The sequence below is a fragment of the Mycobacterium sp. 1245499.0 genome (genome assembly GCF_001673615.1).
GTDB classification, from domain to species: domain Bacteria; phylum Actinomycetota; class Actinomycetes; order Mycobacteriales; family Mycobacteriaceae; genus Mycobacterium; species Mycobacterium europaeum_A.
On the sequence record NZ_LZMG01000214.1, the window covers coordinates 1 to 23,017 of the forward strand.

Annotated in this window: 21 protein-coding genes; 7 read left to right on the top strand and 14 right to left on the bottom strand. The window is 68.6% G+C overall.

Annotated elements, in window-relative coordinates:
• Window positions 1-254: 254 nt before the first annotated feature.
• Window positions 255-1,430 (bottom strand): acyltransferase, encoded by a 1,176-nt coding sequence (locus tag A5646_RS12170; RefSeq protein ID WP_067021879.1) that lies wholly within the window; start codon window positions 1,428-1,430, stop codon window positions 255-257.
• A 183-nt stretch (window positions 1,431-1,613) separates the two neighbouring features.
• Between A5646_RS12170 and A5646_RS12175 the strand changes: the two genes are divergently transcribed.
• Together A5646_RS12175 and A5646_RS12180 are read left to right on the top strand one after the other, a co-directional pair.
• Window positions 1,614-2,900 (top strand): DUF3068 domain-containing protein, encoded by a 1,287-nt coding sequence (locus A5646_RS12175; protein WP_197505177.1) that lies wholly within the window; start codon window positions 1,614-1,616, stop codon window positions 2,898-2,900.
• A gap of 21 nt (window positions 2,901-2,921) precedes the next feature.
• Entirely contained in the window at window positions 2,922-4,643 is a 1,722-nt protein-coding gene (locus tag A5646_RS12180) for a hypothetical protein (RefSeq protein ID WP_067021881.1), read from the top strand.
• On the opposite strand, the gene A5646_RS12185 is transcribed toward A5646_RS12180, so the two are convergent.
• Complete coding sequence (locus A5646_RS12185; RefSeq protein WP_067021883.1) at window positions 4,623-5,789, bottom strand: glycosyltransferase family 4 protein; 1,167 nt, start codon at window positions 5,787-5,789, stop codon at window positions 4,623-4,625. The two genes, A5646_RS12180 and A5646_RS12185, sit on opposite strands and share 21 nt — an antisense overlap.
• A 65-nt stretch (window positions 5,790-5,854) precedes the next feature.
• Between A5646_RS12185 and A5646_RS12190 the strand changes: the two genes are divergently transcribed.
• The 4 genes from A5646_RS12190 (at window position 5,855) to A5646_RS12200 (ending at window position 9,394) form a co-directional block, all read left to right on the top strand.
• Window positions 5,855-6,622 (top strand): class I SAM-dependent methyltransferase, encoded by a 768-nt coding sequence (locus A5646_RS12190; RefSeq protein ID WP_067021892.1) that lies wholly within the window; start codon window positions 5,855-5,857, stop codon window positions 6,620-6,622.
• A 92-nt stretch (window positions 6,623-6,714) separates the two neighbouring features.
• A complete protein-coding gene (locus A5646_RS12195) occupies window positions 6,715-8,184 on the top strand; it encodes an aldehyde dehydrogenase (RefSeq protein WP_066866004.1) in 1,470 nt (489 codons plus the stop codon).
• A 401-nt stretch (window positions 8,185-8,585) separates the two neighbouring features.
• A complete protein-coding gene (locus A5646_RS30240) occupies window positions 8,586-8,717 on the top strand; it encodes a hypothetical protein (RefSeq protein WP_255361682.1) in 132 nt (43 codons plus the stop codon).
• An 89-nt stretch (window positions 8,718-8,806) separates the two neighbouring features.
• Window positions 8,807-9,394 (top strand): TetR/AcrR family transcriptional regulator, encoded by a 588-nt coding sequence (locus A5646_RS12200; protein WP_066877785.1) that lies wholly within the window; start codon window positions 8,807-8,809, stop codon window positions 9,392-9,394.
• 5 nt (window positions 9,395-9,399) lie between these two features.
• On the opposite strand, the gene A5646_RS12205 is transcribed toward A5646_RS12200, so the two are convergent.
• The 3 genes from A5646_RS12205 to A5646_RS12215 all read right to left on the bottom strand — a co-directional run bounded on the left by A5646_RS12205 (window position 9,400) and on the right by A5646_RS12215 (window position 11,931).
• On the bottom strand, window positions 9,400-9,696 hold the full coding sequence (locus A5646_RS12205; RefSeq protein ID WP_066877786.1) for a hypothetical protein: 297 nt from the start codon (window positions 9,694-9,696) through the stop codon (window positions 9,400-9,402).
• A 20-nt stretch (window positions 9,697-9,716) separates the two neighbouring features.
• A complete protein-coding gene (locus tag A5646_RS12210) occupies window positions 9,717-11,234 on the bottom strand; it encodes a class I adenylate-forming enzyme family protein (RefSeq protein WP_067021885.1) in 1,518 nt (505 codons plus the stop codon).
• A 154-nt stretch (window positions 11,235-11,388) separates the two neighbouring features.
• A complete protein-coding gene (locus tag A5646_RS12215) occupies window positions 11,389-11,931 on the bottom strand; it encodes an isoprenylcysteine carboxylmethyltransferase family protein (protein ID WP_067021886.1) in 543 nt (180 codons plus the stop codon).
• Between the two features lie 97 nt (window positions 11,932-12,028).
• On the opposite strand from A5646_RS12215, the gene A5646_RS12220 reads away from it, so the two are divergent.
• Entirely contained in the window at window positions 12,029-12,619 is a 591-nt protein-coding gene (locus tag A5646_RS12220) for a TetR/AcrR family transcriptional regulator (protein WP_066866014.1), read from the top strand.
• 67 nt (window positions 12,620-12,686) lie between these two features.
• On the opposite strand, the gene A5646_RS12225 is transcribed toward A5646_RS12220, so the two are convergent.
• The 9 genes from A5646_RS12225 to A5646_RS12265 all read right to left on the bottom strand — a co-directional run.
• Window positions 12,687-13,481, bottom strand: coding sequence for a crotonase/enoyl-CoA hydratase family protein (locus tag A5646_RS12225; protein ID WP_369806937.1), 795 nt, complete (start codon window positions 13,479-13,481; stop codon window positions 12,687-12,689).
• A 131-nt stretch (window positions 13,482-13,612) separates the two neighbouring features.
• Complete coding sequence (locus tag A5646_RS12230; RefSeq protein WP_066866019.1) at window positions 13,613-15,022, bottom strand: wax ester/triacylglycerol synthase family O-acyltransferase; 1,410 nt, start codon at window positions 15,020-15,022, stop codon at window positions 13,613-13,615.
• 44 nt (window positions 15,023-15,066) lie between these two features.
• Window positions 15,067-16,272, bottom strand: a complete 1,206-nt coding sequence (locus A5646_RS12235; protein ID WP_066866021.1) for an alpha/beta hydrolase — start codon at window positions 16,270-16,272, stop codon at window positions 15,067-15,069.
• A gap of 168 nt (window positions 16,273-16,440) precedes the next feature.
• Window positions 16,441-17,094, bottom strand: coding sequence for an SAM-dependent methyltransferase (locus A5646_RS12240; protein ID WP_066866023.1), 654 nt, complete (start codon window positions 17,092-17,094; stop codon window positions 16,441-16,443).
• Between the two features lie 194 nt (window positions 17,095-17,288).
• Window positions 17,289-17,612, bottom strand: coding sequence for a Rieske 2Fe-2S domain-containing protein (locus tag A5646_RS12245; protein ID WP_066866025.1), 324 nt, complete (start codon window positions 17,610-17,612; stop codon window positions 17,289-17,291).
• Window positions 17,609-20,131, bottom strand: coding sequence for a nitrite reductase large subunit NirB (gene nirB / locus A5646_RS12250; RefSeq protein WP_067021888.1), 2,523 nt, complete (start codon window positions 20,129-20,131; stop codon window positions 17,609-17,611). The genes A5646_RS12245 and nirB overlap by 4 nt, the downstream gene beginning before the upstream one ends.
• Window positions 20,132-20,149: 18 nt before the next feature.
• Complete coding sequence (locus A5646_RS29415) at window positions 20,150-20,503, bottom strand: molybdopterin oxidoreductase (protein WP_066866029.1); 354 nt, start codon at window positions 20,501-20,503, stop codon at window positions 20,150-20,152.
• A 5-nt stretch (window positions 20,504-20,508) separates the two neighbouring features.
• Window positions 20,509-22,614 carry a molybdopterin oxidoreductase family protein gene (locus A5646_RS12260; protein ID WP_066866030.1) on the bottom strand — a complete coding sequence of 702 codons (2,106 nt, stop codon included), beginning with the start codon at window positions 22,612-22,614 and terminating at the stop codon, window positions 20,509-20,511.
• A 156-nt stretch (window positions 22,615-22,770) separates the two neighbouring features.
• Window positions 22,771-23,017 (bottom strand): alpha/beta fold hydrolase (locus A5646_RS12265; RefSeq protein WP_197499565.1); only part of this gene is annotated, 247 nt, incomplete at its 5' end.

Genomic DNA, 23,017 nt, shown 5'->3' on the forward strand with positions numbered 1-23,017 from the left:
GGGATCGTCATCCGGCGAGAGCGGACGCTCGCCAGGACGCAACTCCTCGTGTGGCGTGTCCGCCATCGGCCGTGCCGCGATCGTGTCGTTGTCCATTGTCGAACGCCTCTCCTGGACCGAAGCGACTTCGTTGCCTTGCCGCTTCCGGCACCCGCGACCCGCCGCTCTCTCACACTCGGGGTTACCCAAAAAAGAGGTTTCGAGACCTTCGGTACCGCATCGGAAGGGGAATTCAGGTCGCCGTCCGGGCGGGCTCACGGCGCGATCGCGTCGGCCTCGGCGTCGACATCCTGAGCCGTCTCGGCCGGCTTCTCTCGTTTCTCCCAGCGGCGCAACGCTTCTCGGCACGGCGACTCGACCAGCGCATAGCTGACCGCGGCGATCGCGAAACCGAAGATCAGCGTCAGCACCAGCACCGTGGGCATGCGGCCGGTGAACGGGAACGTCCCGAGCACCGGGAACACCATCGCCAACGCCGCCAGATGCCACACGAACAACCCGTAGGACCAGCGGCCCAACGTCACCATGGCGGTCGTCCCCAAGATGCGATGCGCGGTGTCCACCCGATCCAGCACCAGCGGCGCGACCAGCGCGAAGGCCACCACGGAGCCCATCGCGGTCTTCACCGCGAACTGGGCCGGGGTGCCGGGCACCAGACCTTCGGGACCCGCCAGCGGCGACGCCGCGATCAGGTAGGCGACCACCGCGACGGCCGCCATCACCCACCGCCGGCGCGCAATCCGGTGTGGCAGCCCGATCCCGCTGTGCACCCACTCGGCCAGCAGCATGCCGGCGGCGAACCAGGAGAAGAACGCCGGCGGCCAGTTCAGCGGGTTGATACCCGAGGCCGAGTCGGCCGCGAAGAGCCACCCCCACGCCCAGCTCAGCGCGCCCAGCGCGGCGATCGCCGGCACCCGGCCCCGCACCGGCAGGCGGCGGGCCAGCAGCGCGAGAACCGGCAGCGCCAGATAAAAGCTGACCTCGACCGACAGGCTCCACATCTGGGTCAGCCCGCCGGTCAGCGTCAACGGCACATAAATCTGGGTGAGTGTCAGATTGGCCAGCCACACCGTCGGGCTGGCGTGGTCGGCGTCGGGCAACAGCGTCAGGATCACGACCACGGCGACCACATAGGCGGGCATGATCCGGACCACCCGCGACCGCAGGTAGTGCCCGGTGGCCGGACGCGACCCCAAACCCCGTGCCGCCCCGGCATGCCCGCGCCACAACAGAAAACCCGACAGCGCAAAGAACACCGCCACGGCCAGGTCGAAGCGGCCGAACAGCCTGCCGGTGGCGCCGCTGGAGTGTCCGGTCTGGAACGCGACGTGCGTGACCACCACGCCCATGGCCGCGCAGGCGCGCATGCCTTCCACGGCCGGCAGGAAGCTGCGCACCCCGCCCACCCGCTGGTCATCGCTCACCACCACAGTTTGCCTGTGCCGTGTGGTCCGGCCATTCGGTACACCCGAAGGACCCGTCCGCGCGAGCAACAGGTTCGTAAGTCGCTGCCTTACTTTCTGCTGTTAGGGTCAAACGAGTTTGCCCCGGGCTTGCCTGCTCGGGTCGGGTCGCGGCTGATGAAGCAAGGAAATTGAGGAGGGCACAGCGACGTGAACCGAGCAGTCATGTTGCGGTTCGCCGCATGCGGGATCATCGGACTCGGAGCCGCCCTGCTGATCGCCGCGCTGCTTTTGACGACGTACACCACCAGCAGGATCACCAAGGTGCCCCTGAACATCGACGCCACGCTGATCGGTGACGGCACCGGGACCGCACTGGACTCCGCGTCGTTGTCGACCGACCACGTCATCGTCAACCAGAACGTGCCGCTGGTCTCCCAGCAGCAGATCAGCGTCGAGTCGCCCGCCAACTCCGACGTGGTCACGCTGCAGGTCGGAAGTTCGTTGCGGCGCACGGACAAGCAAAAGGACAGCGGGCTGCTGCTGGCGATCGTCGACACCGTCACGCTCAACCGCAAGACCGCGCTGGCTGTCTCCGACGACACCCACGCCGGCGGTTCGGTCCAGAAGCCGCGTGCCGTCAACGACGAGAACCCGCCCACCGCGATGCCGCTGCGCCACGACGGGCTGTCCTACCGGTTCCCGTTCCACACCGAGAAGAAGACCTACCCCTACTTCGATCCGATCGCGCAGAAGGCGTTCGACGTCAACTACGACACCCAGGAAGACGTCAACGGGCTGACCACGTACAAGTTCACCCAGAACGTCGGCTACAACGCCGACGGCAAGCTGGTGGCCCCGGTGGCCTACCCGTCGCTGTTGGCGGGCAACGAGGATGCCAAGCAGACCACGTCGGCGGCGATGTGGGGCGTGCAGGGCGGTGACCCGAACGAACAGATCACCATGACCCGCTACTACGCGGCGCAGCGCACCTTCTGGGTGGACCCGGTGTCGGGCACCATCGTCAAACAGACCGAGCACGCCGATCACTACTTCGCCCGCGATCCGCTCAAGCCGGAGCTCACGCTGGCCGACTACAAGGTCACCTCGAACCAGGACACCGTCGAATCCCAGGTGAACGCCGCCCGCGACGAGCGCGACCGGCTGGCGCTGTGGTCGCGCGTCCTGCCGATCACCTTCACCGCGGTCGGTCTGATCGCGCTGATCGGCGGGGGGCTGCTCGCGTCGTTCAGCCTGCGCAGCGAGAGCGCGCTGACCGACCCCGGCCTAGACCGTGGCGACCAGGACTTCTTCGGCCGCAGCGGCCTCGAGGAACCGGTGCCCGGCGCCGAGGCCGAGACCGAGAAGCTGCCCACCCAACGGCCCGAGGCGCGCCAGGAGACCGGTCCGCCCGGCTCCGACCCGCCCGGCCCGGATGAGCCCACCGAGGCGGGGCACACCGAATCCCACCCGCCCGGCACGCACGACCGGGAATAGCCCGGCCCGGATGCGTTAACCGTGCGCTGGACCCGACCCGGGTACGCACTGGTCTTGGCGCTGCTGGTGGTCGGGCCGCTCCTGGCGCCCGGATACCTGCTGCTGCGCGACGCGGTGTCGACGCCGCGGTCCTATCTGTCCGATACCGCGCTGGGGCTGACGTCGGCGCCGCGCGCCACCCCCCAGGACTTCGCGGTGGCGCTGGCCTCCCAGCTGGTCGACGGCGGCGTCGTGGTCAAGGCGCTGCTGGTGGCCGGGCTGTGGCTGGCGGGATGGGGCGCGGCCCGGCTGGTCGCGGTCACGCTGCCCTGCGCGGGCGCGCCCGGCCAGTTCGTCGCCACCACCGTCGCGATCTGGAATCCCTATGTCGCGGAACGGCTTCTGCAAGGGCATTGGAGCCTGCTGGTCGGTTACGGCTGCCTGCCCTGGGTGGCGGCCGCGATGGTCACGCTGCGGACGGCACCGACCTCGAGCCGGTTCGGGCCCTTGGGGCTGGCCTTCTGGATCGCGCTCGCCGGGCTGACCCCGACCGGGCTGCTGCTCGCCGCGACGGTGGCGCTGGCCTGCGTGGTGGTGCCCGGTAGCGGCCGGCCGCGCCGGTGGTGCGCCGCGACGGCGTTGGGCGCCGCCCTGGTGGCGGCGCTGCCGTGGTTGACGGCGTCGGTGATGGGCTCGTCGCTGACCGCCCACACCGCGGCCAACCGGCTGGGGGTGGAGGCGTTCGCCCCGCGCGCCGAGCCCGGCCTGGGCACCCTGGGCAGCCTGGTCAGCCTCGGCGGCATCTGGAACGGCGACGCCGTACCCGGTTCGCGCACCACGCTTTTCGCGGTGTTCTCGGCGGTGGTGCTGTTGGGCGTGGTGGCCGCGGGCCTGCCCACGGTCGTCCGGCGCCCGGTGGCGGTGCCGCTGCTGGTGCTGGCCGCCGTGTCGGTGCTGATCCCGGCGGCCCTGGCCACCGGTCCCGGCGTGGCGGTGCTGGGCACGGTGGTCGACACCGTGCCCGGCTTCGGGGTGCTACGCGACGGCCAGAAGTGGGTGGCGCTGGCGATGCCCGGCTACGCGCTGGCGGGCGCCGGCGCGGTGGTGACGCTGCGCCGCCGACTGCGACTCCCTGGGGCCGCCGCCCCGGCGCTGGTCTGCTGCCTGGCGCTGCTGCTGGCGCTACCGGACCTGGGCTGGGGAGTGTTCGGCAAGGTGGCGCCCGTGCGCTATCCGCGCGGCTGGACGGCCGTCGCCGCGGCGGTCAATGCGCAGCCAGGATCGATAGCGGTGTTACCCGCCGGCACCATGCGGCTGTTCTCCTGGTCGGGCGCGGCACCGGTGTTGGATCCGCTGCCCCGCTGGGTGCGCGCCGACGTGCTGAGCACCGGTGACCTGGTGATCTCGGGGACCACCATCGCCGGCGAGGGCGCGCACGCCCGGGCCGTGCAGCAGCTGCTGCTGTCCGGCCCCGACCCGGCGGCGCTGGCCGCGGCCGGCGTGGCCTGGCTGGTGGTCGAATCCGACAGCGCCGGCGACATGGGGTCGGCCGCCCGCACCCTGGGGGCGCTGGCGCCGGTCTATCGGGACCGCGAGATCGCCCTCTACCGGATCGGCGGGCGGACCGCCCCGGTGGCCGCCGGGCAGCGGACCGTGACGGTGATCGCCCATCTGGCGTGGTTGGCGCTGCTGCTGGGCGGGGGCGCCGGCGCGGTGATCGGCGCGTGGCGGCGCCGCACCCGTTCAGCCCGGCCCGGTGACTAGCCCATTGACCGTGCGGCCGGCTTGCACCGCTTCCAGCACGCCGCACATCGCGTCGGCGCTTTGCGTCCAGGAGAATTCGCCACTGCGGGTGTGCGCCTTGGCGCCCAGTTGATCGCGCAGCACCGGATCGGCGAGCAGTTCTTCGAGCCGATCCACCAGCTCGGCGTGGCTGTCCACCAGGATCCCGGTCACCTCGTCGACGATCGAGTCCGACAGGCCGCCCGAGGATCGGTAGCCGATGGTCGGCACCCCATGCTGGGCCGCCTCGACGACGGCCAGGCCCCAGCCCTCCTTGCGGGAGGGCAGCAGATGCACCCAAGCCCCTTGCAGGACATGGTGTTTGGTGAGGTCGTCGACGTGGCCGTGGAAGGTCACCGACGAGCAGATGCCGAGCCGCTGCGCGTGCTCGACGAGCCGGTCGCGCCACCAGCCGTCGCCGACGATGTCCAGGTGCAGACCCGGTATCCGCGGCAACAGCCGCGCGACCGCCTCCAGGGCGTCCTCGATCTGCTTGTGCGGCACCAGCCGCGACAGCACCACCACGCGCGGCGCCGCCGAGCGGGGGCCGGTCAAGGATTGCGCCGGAGCCCGGTCGAGGCCGTTGCGCACCACCGCGATACGGGCGCCGTCGACGCCCAGGGTGACCAGGTCGCGCGCGGACGGCAGCGACACCGTCACGTACTGGTTGTGCCGGTTCACCCGCGGCGACAGCGTCGACTCGATGAACCAGCCGAGCCGGCCGAGCACCGGACCCGCCACCGGCCACTGCTCGCGGTGGCAGTGGTGCACCAGCACCACCACCCGGCGGCCGTAGATCAGCCGGGCCAAAAAGGGCAGGCCGTTCTGCGTGTCGACGACCACGTCGGGCCGCACCTTGCGCAGCGGGCCGAGCCCCAGCCGGGCCATGGCCATCGCCAGCAACGCCCAGACGTACACCGAATACCGACCGCCGGCGCGGTCGATCCGCACGCCGTCGACCACCTCGCGGCGCGGCGCGCCGCGATAGCGGGCGGTGCGCAGCGTGACGGCGATGCCGGAGGCGGCCAACTGCGCGCCGATGCGCTGCAAATAGGCTTCGCTGCCGCCGCCCTGCGGGTGCCCGGTATCGCGCCAGCACAGCAGCAGCACGGAGCGCAAGGAAGACATCGGTCGCCAGCCTAACCGGCGGCGATGCGTGCCGGGCACGTCAGCACATCCGTAGGGTGTGGCCGGTGGGCGCCACCGACCTCTTCGCGCGCCGGGCGACGCTGACCCGCTCGGTGCGGCTGCTGTCGGAGTTTCGTCACGAGCAGTCGGATCCGGCCCGGTTCTACGGCGCCCTGGCGGCCGATACCGTGGCGATGGTGGGCGATCTATGGCGCGGCACCCACGGCGCCTCCGCGGCCGGGCGCACGCTGCTGGACGTCGGCGGCGGCCCCGGCTACTTCGCGACGGCCTTCACCGAGGCCGGAATCCGCTATATCGGGGTCGAACCCGACCCCGGCGAGATGCACGCCGGGCCGGCGGCCGCCCGCGGGGCGGCGCCGTGCGTGCGCGCCTCGGGCATGGCGCTGCCCTTCGCCGACGACTCCGTGGACATCTGCCTGTCCTCCAACGTCGCCGAGCACGTGCCGCGGCCCTGGCAGCTCGGCGCCGAGATGCTGCGGGTGACCAAGCCTGGCGGGCTGGCCGTGCTGTCCTACACCGTCTGGCTGGGCCCCTTCGGCGGCCACGAGATGGGCCTGACGCACTACCTGGGCGGTGCCCGGGCCGCCGCGCGCTACACCCGCAAACACGGCCATCCGCCCAAAAACAACTACGGGTCGTCGTTGTTCGAGGTGTCCGCCGCCGACGGCTTGGACTGGGCGATCAGCACCGGCGCCACCCTGGCCGCATTTCCCCGCTACCACCCACGATGGGCGTGGTGGCTGACCTCGGTGCCGCTGCTACGCGAGTTCCTGGTCAGCAATCTCGTGCTGGTCCTGCAACCCCAAGAGTGAAACGTGTTCTCGTTTTGCCCCGGCTTGGGTAGGGTGGCGCCCATGCGCGCCGGCGACGATGCAGCGCGGAGCAATGAGGAGGAGCGGCGCAGATGGCCGAGAGCAAGACCGAATACGACAAGCTTTTCATCGGCGGCAAGTGGACGGAACCATCCACCTCCGATGTCATCGAGGTGCACTGTCCGGCCACCGGTGAATACGTCGGGAAGGTGCCGCTGGCCGCGGCCGCCGACGTCGACGCCGCGGTCGCCGCGGCGCGCGCGGCCTTCGACAACGGCCCCTGGCCCACCACCCCGCCCAAGGAGCGCGCGGCCGTGATCGCCAACGCGCTCAAGCTGATGGAGGAGCGCAAGGACCAGTTCACCCAGCTGCTCGCCGCCGAGACCGGCCAGCCGCCGACCAGCGTCGAGACCATGCACTGGATGAGCTCGATCGGCGCGCTGAACTTCTTCGCCGGTCCGGCCGTCGACCAGGTCAAGTGGAAAGAGGTCCGCACCGGCGGCTACGGGCAGAGCATCGTGCACCGCGAGCCGATCGGCGTCGTGGGCGCCATCGTCGCGTGGAACGTGCCGCTGTTCCTGGCCGTCAACAAGCTGGGCCCGGCGCTGCTGGCCGGCTGCACGGTAGTGCTCAAGCCGGCCGCCGAAACCCCGCTGAGCGCAAACGCTTTGGCGGAGGCCTTCGCCGAGGCCGGGCTGCCCGAGGGCGTGCTCTCGGTGGTGCCCGGCGGCATCGAGACCGGGCAGGCGCTGACCTCCAACCCGGACGTCGACATCTTCTCCTTCACCGGCAGCTCGGCCGTCGGCAAGGAGATCGGCCGTCGCGCCGCGGACATGCTCAAGCCGTGCACCCTGGAGCTGGGCGGAAAGTCGGCCGCCATCGTGCTCGAGGACGTCGACCTGGCCGCGTCGATCCCGATGCTGGTGTTCTCCGGGATCATGAACACCGGGCAGGCCTGCGTGGCCCAGACCCGCATCCTGGCGCCGCGCTCGCGGTATGACGAAATCGTCGATGCGATAAGCACTTTCGTGCAGGCGCTGCCGGTGGGCCTGCCGTCGGACCCGGCCGCCCAGATCGGCTCGCTGATCTCGGAGAAGCAGCGCGCCCGCGTCGAGGGCTACATCGCCAAGGGCATCGAGGAGGGCGCCCGGCTGGTGACCGGCGGCGGCCGCCCGGAGGGCCTGGACAGCGGATTCTTCGTGCAGCCAACGGTTTTCGCCGACGTCGACAACAAGATGACGATCGCCCAGGAAGAGATCTTCGGGCCGGTGCTGTCGATCATCCCCTATGACACCGAAGAGGACGCGATCAAGATCGCCAACGACTCGGTGTACGGGTTGGCCGGCAGCGTGTGGACCGCCGATGTGCAACACGGCATCGAGGTCTCGGAGAAGATCCGCACCGGGACCTACGCCATCAACTGGTACGCGTTCGACCCGTGCTGCCCGTTCGGCGGTTACAAGAACTCCGGCATCGGCCGTGAGAACGGGCCGGAGGGCGTCGAGCACTTCACCCAGCAAAAGAGCGTGCTGATGCCGATGGGCCACACCATCGAGGGCTGAGGCCGTTACCTGCCGAACGTGCACTCACGTCGAAAAATCGGCAGAAAAAACGCCCTGAGTGCACGTTCGGCGTTCCGGTCTTAGCGCGTCACGAAGCGGGCCTGGTGCGTTCGACGAACGATTACATGCTCGGACAGCGCCGTCAGCATCGCACGATCGAAGGCGCTGCGTTTGTGCGGCCGGTTGAGGTGGACCATGCGCCCAGCGCGGCGGAGCTCTAGCCATTATGCAATAGGGCATATTTTGGCGGCCGATATGCATCCGCGGCTGCGGTTCGCGGCCCGGTCCACCCGCCATTTGTGCGGTGTGCGTCACACTTCGCCTGAGAAATTGCTTAATTTACGGATGTCTTATATGGTTCATAGCATAATCTAGGGCCGCACACAGGCCGGGAGAACATCATGTGGATCATCGAGCTCAACGTCGCCGGCTATCAGTACACCCGCGAGATGCCAGACTTGCGGCGCCGCACATTCCGCTTCAGCCCACGTCATATGCACTGGCCGGCGTTGCGCCACTCGCACGCGGCATGACCCGAGCCATGGGAGGTACGCCCACGCCGACTATCGGTGAAGCCGCGCCTGACCAGGCGCGGGCAAAACGCGGGGGCACCCGCACGAAGATGCTGGCCAGCGCCGCCGAGGTGATGCGCGAGCGCGGCGCGGCCGGCGTGACCATCGACGCGGTGCTCGCCCGCAGCGGCGCCCCGCGGGGCTCGGTCTACTACCACTTTCCCGACGGCCGCAACCAGATTCTGACCGAGGCGCTGCGCTACTCGGGTGACTCCATCACCGCCATGATCGACGACGCGGCCGGCCGGGGCGCCCGGGTGTTGCTGGCCGAGTTCGTCGGGTTCTGGGAGCGGCTGCTCACCGACGGCGGTTTCACCGCCGGGTGTCCGGTCGTGGCGGCGGCGATCGGCTGTTCGGACGACGACGGTCCCAAGCTCTCCGCCGAAGCGGGCGCCATCCTGGGCCGCTGGTGCACCGCGCTGACCCGCGCGTTCGTCAACGACGGCTTCGACGACGCCGACGCCGCCTCGCTGGCCGTGATGTCCATCGCCGCACTGGAGGGCGCCATCGTGCTCTCCCGCTCCACCCGCAACGCCGGCCCGCTGCACCAGGTCGGTGAGCAGCTCGAATTCCTGATCAAGGCAAAGGAATTCGTTGCCCGCAACAAAATTCCGGGTAAACAGGACGCCGCGCGCTGACCCGCTCAGTCGCTGGCGGGTAGCGGCTTGACCTCTTTGAGCTGCAGGGCGGTCTGCCCGATGCTCAGGCTGCCCGCGCCCGGCTTGGTCACCAGCACCTCGGCGCCGGTCTCGTCGACGTAGCGCTTGCCCATGACCGTGCCGTCGGCGAACGCCGGGTCCAATTCGCCCGACCGCTCGCCACCGACCGGCACCATCGGCACTCCACCACACCGCAAGTCCTCCAGGCTGTCGGCGCTTCTGACGACGATCACCTGGGTGTCACACACCTGGCTGGCGAGACGAGTTCCGTTCTTGATCATTGATTTCCGTCCTTGATCGCTTACTGCTGGGCCGGTGCGGCGCGCAATCCGGTGAGGGTCTGGATGATCTCCCGCCGCAAGACCTTGCCGGTCGCGGTGGTGGGCAGCTCGTCGCGAAACACTACCTCGTCGGGAGTGCGCGAACCGCGCAAACTCTTGCGGACGAATTCGCGCAATTCGTCGGGGTCGGGGTCGGTGCCCGCCGCCGGCACCACCACGGCGACGATCGCCTGGCCCCACTGCGGATCCTCGACGCCGACCACCGCGACATCGCGCACCTGCGGGTGCTCGACCAGGACTTCTTCCAGCTCGGCGGGCGCGATGTTCTCCCCGCCGCGGATGATGGTGTCGTCGCTGCGCCCACCGATGAACAGGTAGCCCTCGTCGTCAAGCATGGCGATGTCCTTGGTGGGAAACCAGCCGTTCTCGTCGAGCACCGAGCCGATGCCGGTGTAGCGGCCCGACACCTGCTCGCCGCGCACGAACAGCTCGCCGGTCTCACCCGGCGGCAACACGTTGCCGGCCTCGTCGCGGATCTGCAGCTCGATTCCCGCCACCGCCTGGCCGACCGATCCCAGCCGCCGGGCGGCCTCCGGGGTCGACGCCGCCTGCGCGGCGCGATGGTCGTCGGGCGTCAGCACCGCGATCGTCGAGCTGGTCTCGGTCAGGCCGTAAGCGTTGACGAAGCCCACGTTGGGCAGCAGTTCGAGCGCGCGGCGCACCAGCGGCAGACCGACCTTGGACCCGCCGTAGGCCAGGTTGCGCAGCGACGGCAGCTCGACGGCCGTCCCGTCGCCGTTGTCCAGCACGGTGATGATGCGGTCCAGCATCGTCGGCACCACCGTCGCGGTGGTCACGTTCTCGGCGTTGATCAGCCGAACCCATTCCCGCGCATCGAAATTGGGCAGGTACACCATCTTGCGGCCGGCATACAGATTCGACAGCGCGCCGCTGACCCCGGCGATGTGGTACGGCGGCACGCAGATCAGCGCGGCGTCGGTCTCTTCGGCCGCCCCGAATTCCACCGTTCCGGTGATGTAACTGGTCAGGTTGTTGTGTGAGAGCTCGACGGCCTTGGGCTGCGAGGTGGTGCCGGAGGTGAACAGCACGATCGCCACGGAGTCCGGGTCGGGAAACTCGGCCGCCGGTTCGGCGGTGCGCGCGGCCTCCAGGAAATCGTCGGACACGATCACGCGGTCCGACACATCGCCGACGGCGTCGCGGTAGCGACCGTCGACGATCACCAACGGCTCGGGCAGCCGCTCGATCAGCGCCCGGATGCCGTCGGCGGCGAGCCGGTAGTTGATCGGCGTGAAGGGCACGCCGGCGCGCGCGGCCGCGAAGATCAGCACAGGCAGCATCGCGCCGCCGGTGCCCACATACGCGACGTGCCTGGCGTTCGACGCGGCGATCACCCCCGCGCCACCGTCGGCGAGATCGCTGAGCTGCTGCGTCGTCAGTCGCAGGTCCCCGGACACCACGGCCGTGCGCTCGGCGTTGCCCGACGCGGCCATCTCCAGCAGCAACGAAATGCTCATCCTCGATCTTTCTGGATTCCCGGCCCTTTACAGATCTCGCCTGCAGTGTAACTCAGCCGGGTGGCCCCCCGATGTTGAGCTTGCCGGGCGACGGGCGCCCTGGTCACCGGCCGGTTCGTCGGCGCCCATGACAAGGCCGCGCTTTCCCACCAACTCAGCGACGAGCGGGCGGATCCCAGGCCGACACTCGCGGGATCCAGCGCGGCACGTTGCCCCGATAGTCGACGTATTCACCGCCATAGCGCTCGGCGAGATGGGGCTCCTCCCAGAACCGAATTGCGAGCGCCTGGAACGTGAAAAAGATTGCGAACCAAAGCAATAACGGAACCGACGCGATGACGGCCGCCTCGCCGAGCAGGATGCACAGCACGCCGGTGATCATCGGGTTCCGCACGTGCCGGTACGGGCCCCGCACGACCAGATGGACGGGCTCCCCCATCACGTTGCCCAGCCCAAGCGTGCCCTCGCCCACGCGGTCAAACAGCACGTTCGTCCAGATCATCAGGGCCACGCCGGCGGCGATCAGCAGACAGCCGACGGTGATCAGGCCGGCCCTCAGCGCGGCGTCCAGGTGCGGGGCGTGCACGCCGGCCGGGCCGACGACCAAGGCCGGCACCACGAGCGTCACCGTTACCGGGAACAGCAGGACAGACATCAGGTGCCGCCACCAAAGGCGTCGGCGCGTGCTCGTCACCATGGAAGACTCCTCCGCCGAATACTTCAACTACCGTTCAACAACTAACGTACGCCGCGCGTCGGTATTTGCCAACGCTTGTTGAAGTATCCTGGCGCGCATGCCAGAAGCGCGGCGCGCGGGCCGGTGGCGCACCGGTCAACTGAACCGACAGCGCATCATCGATGCGGCGCGTGAACGCTTCATGCGTGACGGGTACGAGCGGGCCACCGTCCGAGCGATCGCGGCCGACGCCGGTGTGGACGTCGCGATGGTCTACTACTTTTTCGGCAATAAGGAAGGCCTGTTCACCGCGTCCACGCTGACCGGTCCCGAGCACCCGTTGCATCAGCTGGCCACGCTGCTCGACGACGGGACCGAACGGATCGGCGAAAGGCTGGTTCGGCGCTTCCTCGAGCACTGGGAGGAAGGCGCCGTCTTCGAGCCGTTCCTGACGCTGTGGCGTTCGGCGGCGATCCACCCCGAGGCGCGAAAGGTGTTGCACGGCAGCCTTGCCGGCCCGATCGCCAAGCGGGTCGCGGCGGAATTCGGGGTGGCCGATGCCGAGCTACGTGTCGAGCTGGTGGCCAGCCACCTGGCCGGCCTGGCTTTCGCGCGCTACCAGCTGAAGATCGAGCCACTCGCGTCGACCCCCGTCGAGGACCTGGTCGCCTGGCTGGGGCCGACGGTGCAGCGCTATCTGACGGCTTAGTACCGCGAGCAGACGCAAAAGCCCCCGACACGCCGAGCGTGCGGGGGCTTTTGCGTCTGCTCGCGGGTTAGGTGCCCGTCCACTTGGGCGGGCGCTTCTCGGCGAAGGCGATGGCGCCCTCCTTGGCGTCGTTGGAGGAGAACACCGGGGCCAGCAGCTTGTTCTGCTCGGCGAACATCTCGTCGGGGCTCCAGCCGCGGGACTCGACGATGATCCGCTTGGTGGCGGCCACCGCGAGCGGCCCGTTCGCCGCGATCTTTTCGGCCAGCGCGATCGCGGCGTCCAGCGCCGCGCCCGGTTCGGCCAGCACATTGACCATGCCCAGCGCATGCGCACGCTCCGCGCTCAGGTTCTCACCGGTCAGCGCCAGCTCCATGGCGATCGCCGACGGGATGCGCTGCGGCAGCCGCAGCAGCCCGCCACCGCCGGCGACCAGCCCACGCTTGACCTCCGGGATGCCGAACGCCGAGTCCTTGGAGGCCACGATCAGGTCGGTCGCCAGGGCCAGCTCGGTGCCGCCGGCCAGCGCGTAGCCCTCCACCGCCGCGATCAGCGGCTTGACCGGCGGACGCTCGGTGAAGCCCATGCCACGACCCTCGACGATGGGCAGTTCGCCGCGGGCGAAGGCCTTGAGGTCCATGCCGGCGCAGAACGAGCCGCCCGCGCCGGTGACGATGCCGACCGACAGGCCGGTCTCGTTGTCGAGCCGGTCGACTGCGGCGGCCAGGCCGTTGGCCACCGCGGAGTTGACCGCGTTCTTGGCCTTGGGCCGGTTGATCGTGATGATGAGGATTCGATCCCGTTGTTCGACCAGAACTTCGGGTTCGTTGGCGTCGTCGTTCCCAGTGCTCACGGGCCGCACAGCTCCTTCAGGGAATGGGGTGGCATTCGGATAGCTCTGTCGGACCGATGGTAACGGTCGCCGGAAATGGCGTTAACGTCCCCCGAGATCCCGCTTACCGCCGAAGGTGATCAGCTACCGATCCGGCCCGGTCAGGCCGGAGCCATCGCCGCCTCGACGACCGTCAGCTTTTCGGAAAGCCCTGCGGCCCTGCGAATTTCGATGAAGTCAGCGACCATGGCGTCGGAAACCTCGTGCGGGTCTTCGAGCGTGGACCCGTCGCAGAGCACCGAGATGTTGAGCTGGTCGACATAGCTCCACACGGTGATGTTCAGGCCGCTGCCGGCGGTCAACGGCCCCACCGAATAGATCTCGGTGACCAGCGCCCCGCCCACCCGGCCGCGCTCGCGCGGTCCCGGGACGTTGGAGATGTTCAGGTTGAGGATCTTGTTGTGTCCGTCGCGACCGGACGCCCAGCGGAAGAAGGCCTGGGTGGGCCGGGGCGGCATGTAGGCCGCCCACCTGCTGACCAACTCCGGGCCCATCAGCTGGTTGCTTTCCTTGGCGGCGATGGCGTTCTCGTGGCTGCACCGCACCCGCTCCAGCGGATCGTCGGAATCGGTCGGCAGGCCCACCAGCACGCCGGTGAAGCGATTGCCCGAGATCCGTTCGGGCGAGAAGTCGAAACTCATCGGCACCGACGCCAACAGCGGTTCGGCCTTGCCGTCGTACCGCAACAGCAGGGTGCGCAGCGCCCCGGTCGCCATGGCCAGCACCATGTCGTTGATCGTCGCCCCGAGCCGCTTGCCGGTCTCCTTGACGTCGGCCAGGGCCAGGGTGGCGGTGGCGAACCGCCGTTCCGGGGTGATCTTGTGGTTCATGAAGGTCGGCGGCGGCTCGAAGGGCCGGGTCAGCTCCGGGGATAACTTGCGTGTGCTGCGGCGCACCCGCCCAACACCTTGGGCGGTGTAGCGGATGGTGTGCGGCAGCCGCCCGACATGGCGCATGTGATCGGCGAAGGCCGACACCATCAGCTGCCGCGAGGTGGGGGCCGGGTCGCACACGTACGGCTTGCCTTCCGGGCCCGGCTGCAGATCCATGCCGCGGGCCAACAGGTTCGCCGAGGCGACGCCGTCGGCAAGGGCGTGGTGGATTTTGCCGACGACCGCAATCCGGTTGTTGGCCAAGCCCTCCACGAAGTACATCTCCCACAGCGGCCGGCTGCGATCGAGCTGGGTGCTGGCGATTTGCCCGATGGCCTCGTCCAGTTCCCGGCGGCCCCCGGGCGGCGACACCCGCCAGGGGCGGATGTGATAGTTCAGGTCGAGTTCGCAGTTCTCCCGCCACATCGGGTGGTGGAAGCCGAAGGGCACCTCGACGAGCTGGTAGCAGAACGGGTCGAGCTTGCTCAGCCGCCCGGCGATGACTTCGCGAAAGGTGTCGACGTCCAGTGACCGGCGGTCAGCGTCCAGCTCGATGACGGCGGCCTTGATGGTGTGCATGTGCACGTTCGGCGCTTCGCTGTACAGCAGTACGGCGTCCCACCCGCTAAGCCTCTTCACCCCTGCCCCTTGCCCATAGAGGGACCATACTCAGCGGTGGCTGTTCAGATAACCTCTTTTGCCCCGACGCGTGTCTTGGTGCGGTAAATCTGGTTCAGGAACAGCGAAGTGACGTGCGCCGCGGCGCCGGCTCGCTCGCCGTCGAGCAGGTCATAGCCGTGACCGGCGCCGGGGAATTCCAGGTAGCCGACCATCGAATGCGACACCGCCCGCAGCCGCTCGACGAAGCTGCGCGCCTGCTCGACCGGGATCACGGTGTCTTTGCTGCCGTGAATGACCAAGAAGGGCGGCGCGTTTCGGTGCACGCGCGCGATCGGAGACGCGTCGCGGAAGATGTCGGGGCGACGGGCGATCGACTTCTTCACCACGACCCGCTCCAGGAATTCGACGAACCGCTCGCGCTCCGGCGTCGAGCGGTCCTCCCAGTCGTAGCGGCCGTAGATCCCGACGACGGCGTCCACCGAGGTGTCCGCGCCCTCGGGCAGCTTCGCCTGGAACTGCGGGTCGTCGGGCGTCAGGCCGGCCAGCGCGCTCAGGTGGCCACCGGCCGAACATCCCGCTACCGCAACGAAATCCCGGTCGCCGCCGAACTTGTCGACGTTGGCGCGCGCCCACGCGATGGCGGTCTTGACGTCGACTATGTGGCGCGGCCAGCGGTGGTGCGGCGAGACGCGGTAGTTGACCGCCAGGCACACCCAGCCCTGCTCGGCGAGCCGGGACATCAGCGCCGACCCCTGGCCCATGCACTTGCCGTGCACCCAGGCGCCGCCCGGCAAAAAGATCAGCACCGGCGCGGGTTGGGCGGGCAGGTCTTTGCGCCGCCAGACGTCGAGCACCTGATCGGGGTGGTCCCCGTAGTGCACGGCGCGGCGATAAAGGTAGCGGCGCTGGCGCAGGCCATCCCAGATCGGCGGTGTCTTCTCGGCGACGGGCCAGTCCGTCTCGAGATCCGCGGCCGCCACGACCCCGCGCAAGGCGGCGAGGGAGACCTGCTGGGTGCTGGCGCGGTCACGGCGCCGGACGTCGTTGATGCCGGGGGTGAACCAGTCTTTGGTCGCCGCGGAGATCGCCTCCGGCGCGTGCCGCGCGCCCCAGACACCCATGGCGGTCAACCCGCCGAGGGGCTCGAGATGCTTGCCGACCACGGGCAGCGAAGCCCCGGCCACACTCAACGCCAGCGCATAGTCACCGGGGCGGGCCCGCAGCAACCATTTCACGCAATTGGTAATGCCCGGTCCATTCGCCGTCATGAACGGGACTGTACCCCTCACGGCGTTTCGCAAACTGACGTTTCCACAGAACGGGGCGCCGTGCTGGAACCGCTTTGCCGGGCGTGCTCGCTGACCACGATATTTACGCTGTTTGAACAGCTTTTAATTGTTCGCTGCGTTCGCCGAATTTTGCTGTGTACGACACGCTTACCCGGCCACCAGGTCGGCGATGACCCGGCCACCGACAAGGCTGACGCCGGTCAGCGTCAGCCCCACCTGCGTGGCCAGCGCGGCGGCGCTGTCCACCCCCACGGACGCCCAGCGGAACCAGGGGCCGACCTCCCCCGCCGACTCCAGACGCACCCAGCGCGAACAGATCCCGATGGCCTCGGCCTCGAACTCGGCCACGCAACGCCCGCCGCGGGCCAGCAGCTCGAAGGCGCGCCCGAGGATTCGTCGCGGATCCCCGCCGAGCCCGACGTTGCCGTCGACCAATAAAACCGTCTGCCACAGGCCCGTTCCCGGCAGCGGCTCGAACACGTCGCCCAGCAGTGCCGGTGCACCACCGCGACCCGCCAGCTGGATGGCGGTCGCGGACCGGTCGATGCCCAGTGCGGGGATGCCCCGCTGAATCAGCCTCGCCACCAACCGGCCCGGCCCGCAACCCAGCTCGATTGTCGGCCCGGTGCACATCTGCGTGACGGCTTCGTCGAAGATTTCGTCGAAGGCGTCACCAGATCCATCACCGGGACATCGGGCACCCAACCATCGGTGCGCCGGCAGTGGCCGCAGTTCGCCGTCGTCATGACGGATCCAACATCGCTCCCCGCCAAGTGCCCGATCGTAAAGTTGCCCAAGCATTTCACGTCCTCGCGTCCTGGCCGATCGGGCGGCGCGCCGACGCTCCCGTCCCTGCGGGACGTTGCGGCGACGCGCCGGCAAACCCCAACAAGCTGACGGCAAGCCCGTGCGCCAGCACTGCTCCGATACCCCGATCGTGGCTCGGTTAATCCACCGCACTGGTGCACGGGGCCGGAACCGAAATGGTTCAGTGATCAGGCGTGGACTTTCCCATCGACCCGCAGGTGAACCGACCCGTCGTCGGCGTGAACGGGATAGGCGGTGACCGGCGCTCCACCGTTGGCGACCTCGCATCCCGATGCCAGGTCGTAGGTGAAGCCGTGCAGCGGGCAGATGACGACGTCGGCGTCCATGAGCCCGTCTGCCAGCGGACCGCCGCGATGCGGACACACGGCGTCAAGCGCACGCAGCGAGCCGTCCCGGCACCGGAACACCGCGATCTGCCGGCCGTCGACGACAAAGGTTCGGCCCTCTCCGACCGGGATCTGATCCACCGGTCCCAGGTTGACATCACTCATCGCACCGGCACCTGGGGCAGCGGGATCAGCGGCAACGACGAGCGAAATTGGCTGGCATTCGCGGCTTCTCGGCCATCGGTCCACGGATCTCGGTACGAGTCGACCGACTTCTGCATGCGGGCATCCAGGTCGGCGGCGATGCCGTCGCTGTCGAAGACCACGATGTTGCGAATCCGGTCGATGCCCACCCGCGGGACGAAGTCGTAGCTGCGCTCCAGCCAGTTGGCGTTTTCGCGGTAGTACTGCAGGAACCGCCCGGTCAGCGCAATCACCTCGGCCGGGGTGCCGACGGTGGTCAACAGGTCGCCCTTGCGCACGTGTGCGCCGGCGGCGCCGCCGACGTAGATCTGCCACTGCCCGCCTTCGATTGCGACCACGCCGACGTCCTTACACAGTGCTTCGGCGCAGTTGCGGGGGCACCCGGTCACCGCGAGCTTCATCTTGCCGGGGCTGGGTATGCCTTGGAAGCGCTCCTCGATCGCAATGCCCAGCGCCGTCGAATCACCCAGGCCGTAGCGGCAAAAGTCGCTTCCCACACAGGTTTTGACGGTGCGGAAGCTTTTGCCGTATGCATACCCGGACGGCATGCCGAGGTCCGCCCACACCAGCGGGAGGTCTTCCTTGCGCACGCCCAGCAGATCGATGCGCTGGCCGCCCGTGAGCTTGATCATCGGGATGCGGTACTTGTCGGCGACGTCCGCGATCTTGCGCAGTTGCTCGGCGCTGGTCACCCCGCCCTTGAGTTGGGGCACCACGGAGAACGTTCCGTCCCGCTGAATATTGCCGTGCACCCGGTCGTTGATGAACCGGCCGTCGCGCTCGTCGACGAATTCGTCGCCCCACATCATGTGCAGCAGCGAGGACAACGCCATTTTGGATCCGGCGTCCTCGCGGCCCTCCGGCGCCAGCGCGGCGAAAACAGATGACACCGAGTGCAGTTCGAGCTCGCGGATCCTGCGCATCAGCTCCGGCTTCTCGTAAGGGATCCCCGGCACGTACCAATTGGCCGCGGCGTCGTGCGAAATCGCGGCCCCGGCTTCCGAGGCCGCCCACTCGACGAGCTGCGCGACCAGGCCCTTGCAGGATCCGCATCCTTTGCCGGCGCGGGTCGCCGACATCACCCCCTCGAGTGACGTCTGCCCGTCTCTCACGCACCGCACGATCGCGGACTTGTCGACCCCGTTGCAGTTGCATACTTGAGCGTCGTCGGACAATTCGGCCGCCCCGGTGGCTGGGTCCGGAGCACCGCCGATGTCGAACATCAGCGAGACGCGCTCGGGCGGTAGCGGGAGGCCGCGGTCGAAGGCCTGCATCAGAAACGCCACCTTGCTGACATCGCCGACCAGCGTCGCCCCGACCAATTTGTCGTCACGCACCACAACGGTCTTGTACACACCCCGCCGCGGCTCGGAGTACTGCACGAATTCGTCGTCGTCGCGTTCGGGGCTCTTGATGCCCATTGCCGCCACGTCCACACCGGCAACCTTGAGCTTGGTTGCCGTGCGCGAACCATGGTATGCCGCACGGGGATTGACGCCCGTCAAATGATCGGCAAGCACGGTGGCCTGCTCCCACAGCGGCGCCACCAGGCCGTAGACCTGGCCGCGGTGCTGTGCGCATTCGCCTACCACGTAGATGTCGCCGTCATCGACCGAGCGCAGGTGATCGTCGACGACGATGGCGCGTTCGACGGTCAAACCGGCGCGCACCGCCAACCCGACATTCGGCCGGATGCCTGCCGCCATCACCACCATGTCGCACGGCAGCCGGCTGCCGTCGTCGAACTCGATCGCCGACGGTGACCCGTCTCGAGTGAGCATCCTGGTGGTTCTCTTGCCCGTGTACACCTCGATTCCCAGCGCCTCGACCAGCCGCCGCAGGATGCCGCTCCCTTGATCGTCGAGTTGAGCGTTCATCAACGTCGGACCGCCCTGTACGACGCCCACCTGCAGTCCCCGGTTCTGCAGGCCTCGGGCGGCCTCCAGACCCAAGAGACCGCCACCGATCACGGCCGCCCGGCTTCGCCCGTCGGCGAAGCCGATCATGCCTGCGCAGTCGTCGAGTGTGCGAAAGCCGAAGACGCCGGGGGCGAGAGTCTTGTCGTCCGACCAGATGCCGGCCACCGGCGGGAAGAACGACCTGCTGCCGGTGGCCAGGATCAGCTTGTCGTAGCGCACGGTGCTGCCGTCGTCGGCGTGCACCAGGTGCGCAAAGGGGTCCACGCGCACCACCCGCACTCCCGCTCGCAGGTCAATGTCATTGTCACCGTACCAGTCCAGCGGATTGAGATAGATTTCACGCGCATCGTCGGAGCCGGCCAGCACGTTGGAGAGCAAGATCCGGTTGTAGTTACCGTACGGTTCGTCGCCGAACACGGTGATGGAGAACCGCTCACTGCCGCCGCGCGCGATGATCTCCTCGAGCGCCCGCGCTCCCGCCATGCCGTTACCGACCACCACCAGGGCGGCCCGGGTCGGCGGACGGTGGCCGTTGGTTTCGCATTGAACGAGTGTGGTCATGAATGATCCTCGCGGGGGCTAGATTTCGACCAGGCCGATGTCGACGAACACCGTGCCGCTCAGCCCGTCCGGTGCGGCGAGGAAAACCTCGAGAACGGTGTCGGCGAGCAGGTCTTCGACGACCCGCAGCGGCACGTGTACGGCGGCTTTGGCGCCGATCGGGAAGTAGCGCATCGGGGCGCCGTCGCGCATCACCACGACGGTGATCAGCTCCTCAGTGCTGTTGCCGCCGCGGAAATACACCGGCTGGGCGATCGCGCCCGCCGGCACCAGGTAGCGCATCGACGCGTCGAGCGGCACCGGGGCGTCGTAGCCCTTGCCGTCGAACGCGAAGGCGCCCTGCAGGAATCGGGGCGTGCTGCCGTCACCCATATGTGTCAATCTCCTTCCCTGGAAACGATCGGCCCGGCGTGAATTGCGGACACGGCGACCGCACATACCTTGAACGACGGCATGCGGGACTGCGGGTCGAGCGCCGGATTGGTCAGCCGGTTGATACATCCCGCGCCGCCCCAGTGAAACGGTGCGAAGACGGTGTCGGGCCGAATGCTGTCGTCCAGGCGGGCTCTCATCACGACCTCACCCCGGCGCGTGCTGAGGCGGACCTTGTCGCCGTCAGCGATTCCGATCCGTCGACCCAGTGCGGGATGCAACTCGGCCACCGGTTCGGATTCGTCATCGGAAAGTTTTGCCACGCGCCGGGTTTGGGTCCCGGATTGGTATTGGCGCAACACTCGCCCGGTCGTCAGGTAGTACGGGTAGTCGTCATCGGGCAGTTCGGCGGCGGCGCGTTGTTCGGTCGCGTGGAAGCGGGCCCTGCGGTCGGGCGTGGGGAAGTCCTCGACGAACAGTCGCGGCGTGTCGGGGTACAGCGCTGACGGGCAAGGCCAGAACACCCCGTCGTGGGCCTCGATCCGTTCATAGCTGATTCCTCTGTAGTCGGCCTTACCGCCCTGACTTGCCCGACGCAGTTCCTCGAACACCTCCTGGGGTTCGGCCGAAAAGCCTTGTGCCCCCAGTCGTTTTGCCAGATCGGTCATCACGTCCAGATCGGAGCGCACCTCCCCGGGCGGCGAAACCGCCGCCCGGCGCAGGATCACCCGCCCTTCCAGGTTCGTCATGGTGCCCGACTCCTCAGCCCACTGCGTGGTGGGCAGCACCACGTCGGCCAGCGCGGCGGTCTCGGACAGGAAAATGTCAGACACCACGAGAAAGTCCAGCTCCGCCAGCTTTTCGGCGACGTACGTCGAGTTCGGTGCGGACACCGCGATGTTGGACGCCAGCACCCACAACGCCCGTACGCCACCGGGATTGCCGATGCCGCTGAGCATCTCGTATGCCGACCGGCCCGAGGACGGCAGGTCGGCGGGGTTGATGCCCCATACCTGCGCCACGTGGGCCCGAGCGACAGGATCGTCCAGCTTGCGATAACCAGGTAGCTGGTCGCACTTCTGCCCGTGTTCGCGACCGCCCTGCCCATTGCCCTGTCCCGTGATGGTGGCGAAACCGCTGTATTGACGGCCTGGCAGCCCCAGTGCCAGGGCGAGATTGATGAACGCCTGCGCCGTGTCGGTGCCGGAACTGTGCTGCTCGGCCCCCCGAGCGGTGAGGATCATCGCGCGACCGGCGTTGGCGAGCAGCCGGGCCGCCGCCACGATGTCGTTCTCGGGCACGCCGGTGATGCGCTCCACCCGGTCCGGCCAGTACAGGCGCACGGCGCGGCGCACCGCCTCGAATCCCGTGGTGCGTTCGCAGACGTATTTCTCGTCGATAAGACCCTCGCGGGCAACGACATTGAGCATGCCGTTGGCCAGGGCCAAGTCCGTGCCCGGGACCGGTTGCAGGTGCAGGTCGGCACGAGCAGCGGTCAAAGTGCGCCGAGGATCCACCACGATGTGCTTGGCACCCCGTGCCCGTCCCTGTTCGAAGAACTGCATCGCCGGCGGCATCGTCTCGGCGGGATTGCTGCCGACCAGCAGGACCACGTCGGCTCCGGCGATGTCAGCCAGTGGGAACGGCAGTCCCCGGTCGATACCGAACGATCGGTTCGTTGCGGCGGCCGCAGACGACATGCAGAAGCGGCCGTTGTAGTCGATCGCCGAGGTGCACAGCGCCACGCGCGCGAACTTGCCCAGCTGATAAGCCTTCTCGTTGGTCAGGCCGCCACCGCCGAAGCAGCCCGCGGCGTCCGGCCCGTGCCGGCGCTGAGCGTCTTGGAATGCCGCGACGACTTTTTCGAGTGCCTCGTTCCAGGTGGCGGGGCGCAGCGGTGAGCCGCGTCCGTCGCGAACCAGTGGGCGCGTCAGACGTTCCGGATGGCCCAGCAGGTCAGCGGCCGTCCAGCCTTTGGCGCACAACCCGCCACGATTGGTCGGAAAGTCGTTTTGTGGCGCGAGCGCCACCTGACCCCCCGAGGTGTCCAGGGTGATCCCGCACTGCAGGGAGCAGTAAGGGCAGTGTGTTTTCGTCGGCGCCGACGCCATCGGCGATCACCGCTTCGCTGTGGGGGCGCCACGGATCCGGCCGGCCCCGCAATGTAGACCTTTCATGTCGCCTCCCGATCGGCCCTTCGCTGCCGAAGCTACGTGGGGCGTGTTTCGGAGGTATTTCGGTTGATTGTCCGGGCGACTACCGCTGCCTCACCGTCGGTGTCCGAACAAGAATGCGTCCAGCAGCTCGTTGACCCGCGCGGGCTCTTCGAGCGCCGCCAGGTGCGCGACCCGGTCGAGCACGGCGAAGGACGCGCCGGGGATCGAGTCGGCCATGGCGCGGGTTTCTGCCACCGGGAAGGTGGCGTCTTCCGCGCCGGCGACCACCAGCACCGGGGCGGTGACCCCGGCCAGCAGGGCGTGCTGGTCGGGCCGGGCGGACACCACGCTGCGCACC

Bases quoted from the DNA above. Each gene is read 5' to 3' on its own strand.
- A5646_RS12185 (WP_067021883.1), bottom strand. From the start codon at position 5,789: ATGTCTTCCTTGCGCTCCGTGCTGCTGCTGTGCTGGCGCGATACCGGG.
- A5646_RS12195 (WP_066866004.1), top strand. From the start codon at position 6,715: ATGGCCGAGAGCAAGACCGAATACGACAAGCTTTTCATCGGCGGCAAG.
- A5646_RS30240 (WP_255361682.1), top strand. From the start codon at position 8,586: ATGTGGATCATCGAGCTCAACGTCGCCGGCTATCAGTACACCCGCGAG.
- A5646_RS12200 (WP_066877785.1), top strand. From the start codon at position 8,807: ATGCTGGCCAGCGCCGCCGAGGTGATGCGCGAGCGCGGCGCGGCCGGC.
- A5646_RS12205 (WP_066877786.1), bottom strand. From the start codon at position 9,696: ATGATCAAGAACGGAACTCGTCTCGCCAGCCAGGTGTGTGACACCCAG.
- A5646_RS12210 (WP_067021885.1), bottom strand. From the start codon at position 11,234: ATGAGCATTTCGTTGCTGCTGGAGATGGCCGCGTCGGGCAACGCCGAG.
- A5646_RS12215 (WP_067021886.1), bottom strand. From the start codon at position 11,931: ATGGTGACGAGCACGCGCCGACGCCTTTGGTGGCGGCACCTGATGTCT.
- A5646_RS12220 (WP_066866014.1), top strand. From the start codon at position 12,029: ATGCCAGAAGCGCGGCGCGCGGGCCGGTGGCGCACCGGTCAACTGAAC.
- A5646_RS12235 (WP_066866021.1), bottom strand. From the start codon at position 16,272: ATGACGGCGAATGGACCGGGCATTACCAATTGCGTGAAATGGTTGCTG.
- A5646_RS12240 (WP_066866023.1), bottom strand. From the start codon at position 17,094: ATGCTTGGGCAACTTTACGATCGGGCACTTGGCGGGGAGCGATGTTGG.
- A5646_RS12245 (WP_066866025.1), bottom strand. From the start codon at position 17,612: ATGAGTGATGTCAACCTGGGACCGGTGGATCAGATCCCGGTCGGAGAG.
- nirB (WP_067021888.1), bottom strand. From the start codon at position 20,131: ATGACCACACTCGTTCAATGCGAAACCAACGGCCACCGTCCGCCGACC.
- A5646_RS29415 (WP_066866029.1), bottom strand. From the start codon at position 20,503: ATGGGTGACGGCAGCACGCCCCGATTCCTGCAGGGCGCCTTCGCGTTC.
- A5646_RS12260 (WP_066866030.1), bottom strand. From the start codon at position 22,614: ATGGCGTCGGCGCCGACGAAAACACACTGCCCTTACTGCTCCCTGCAG.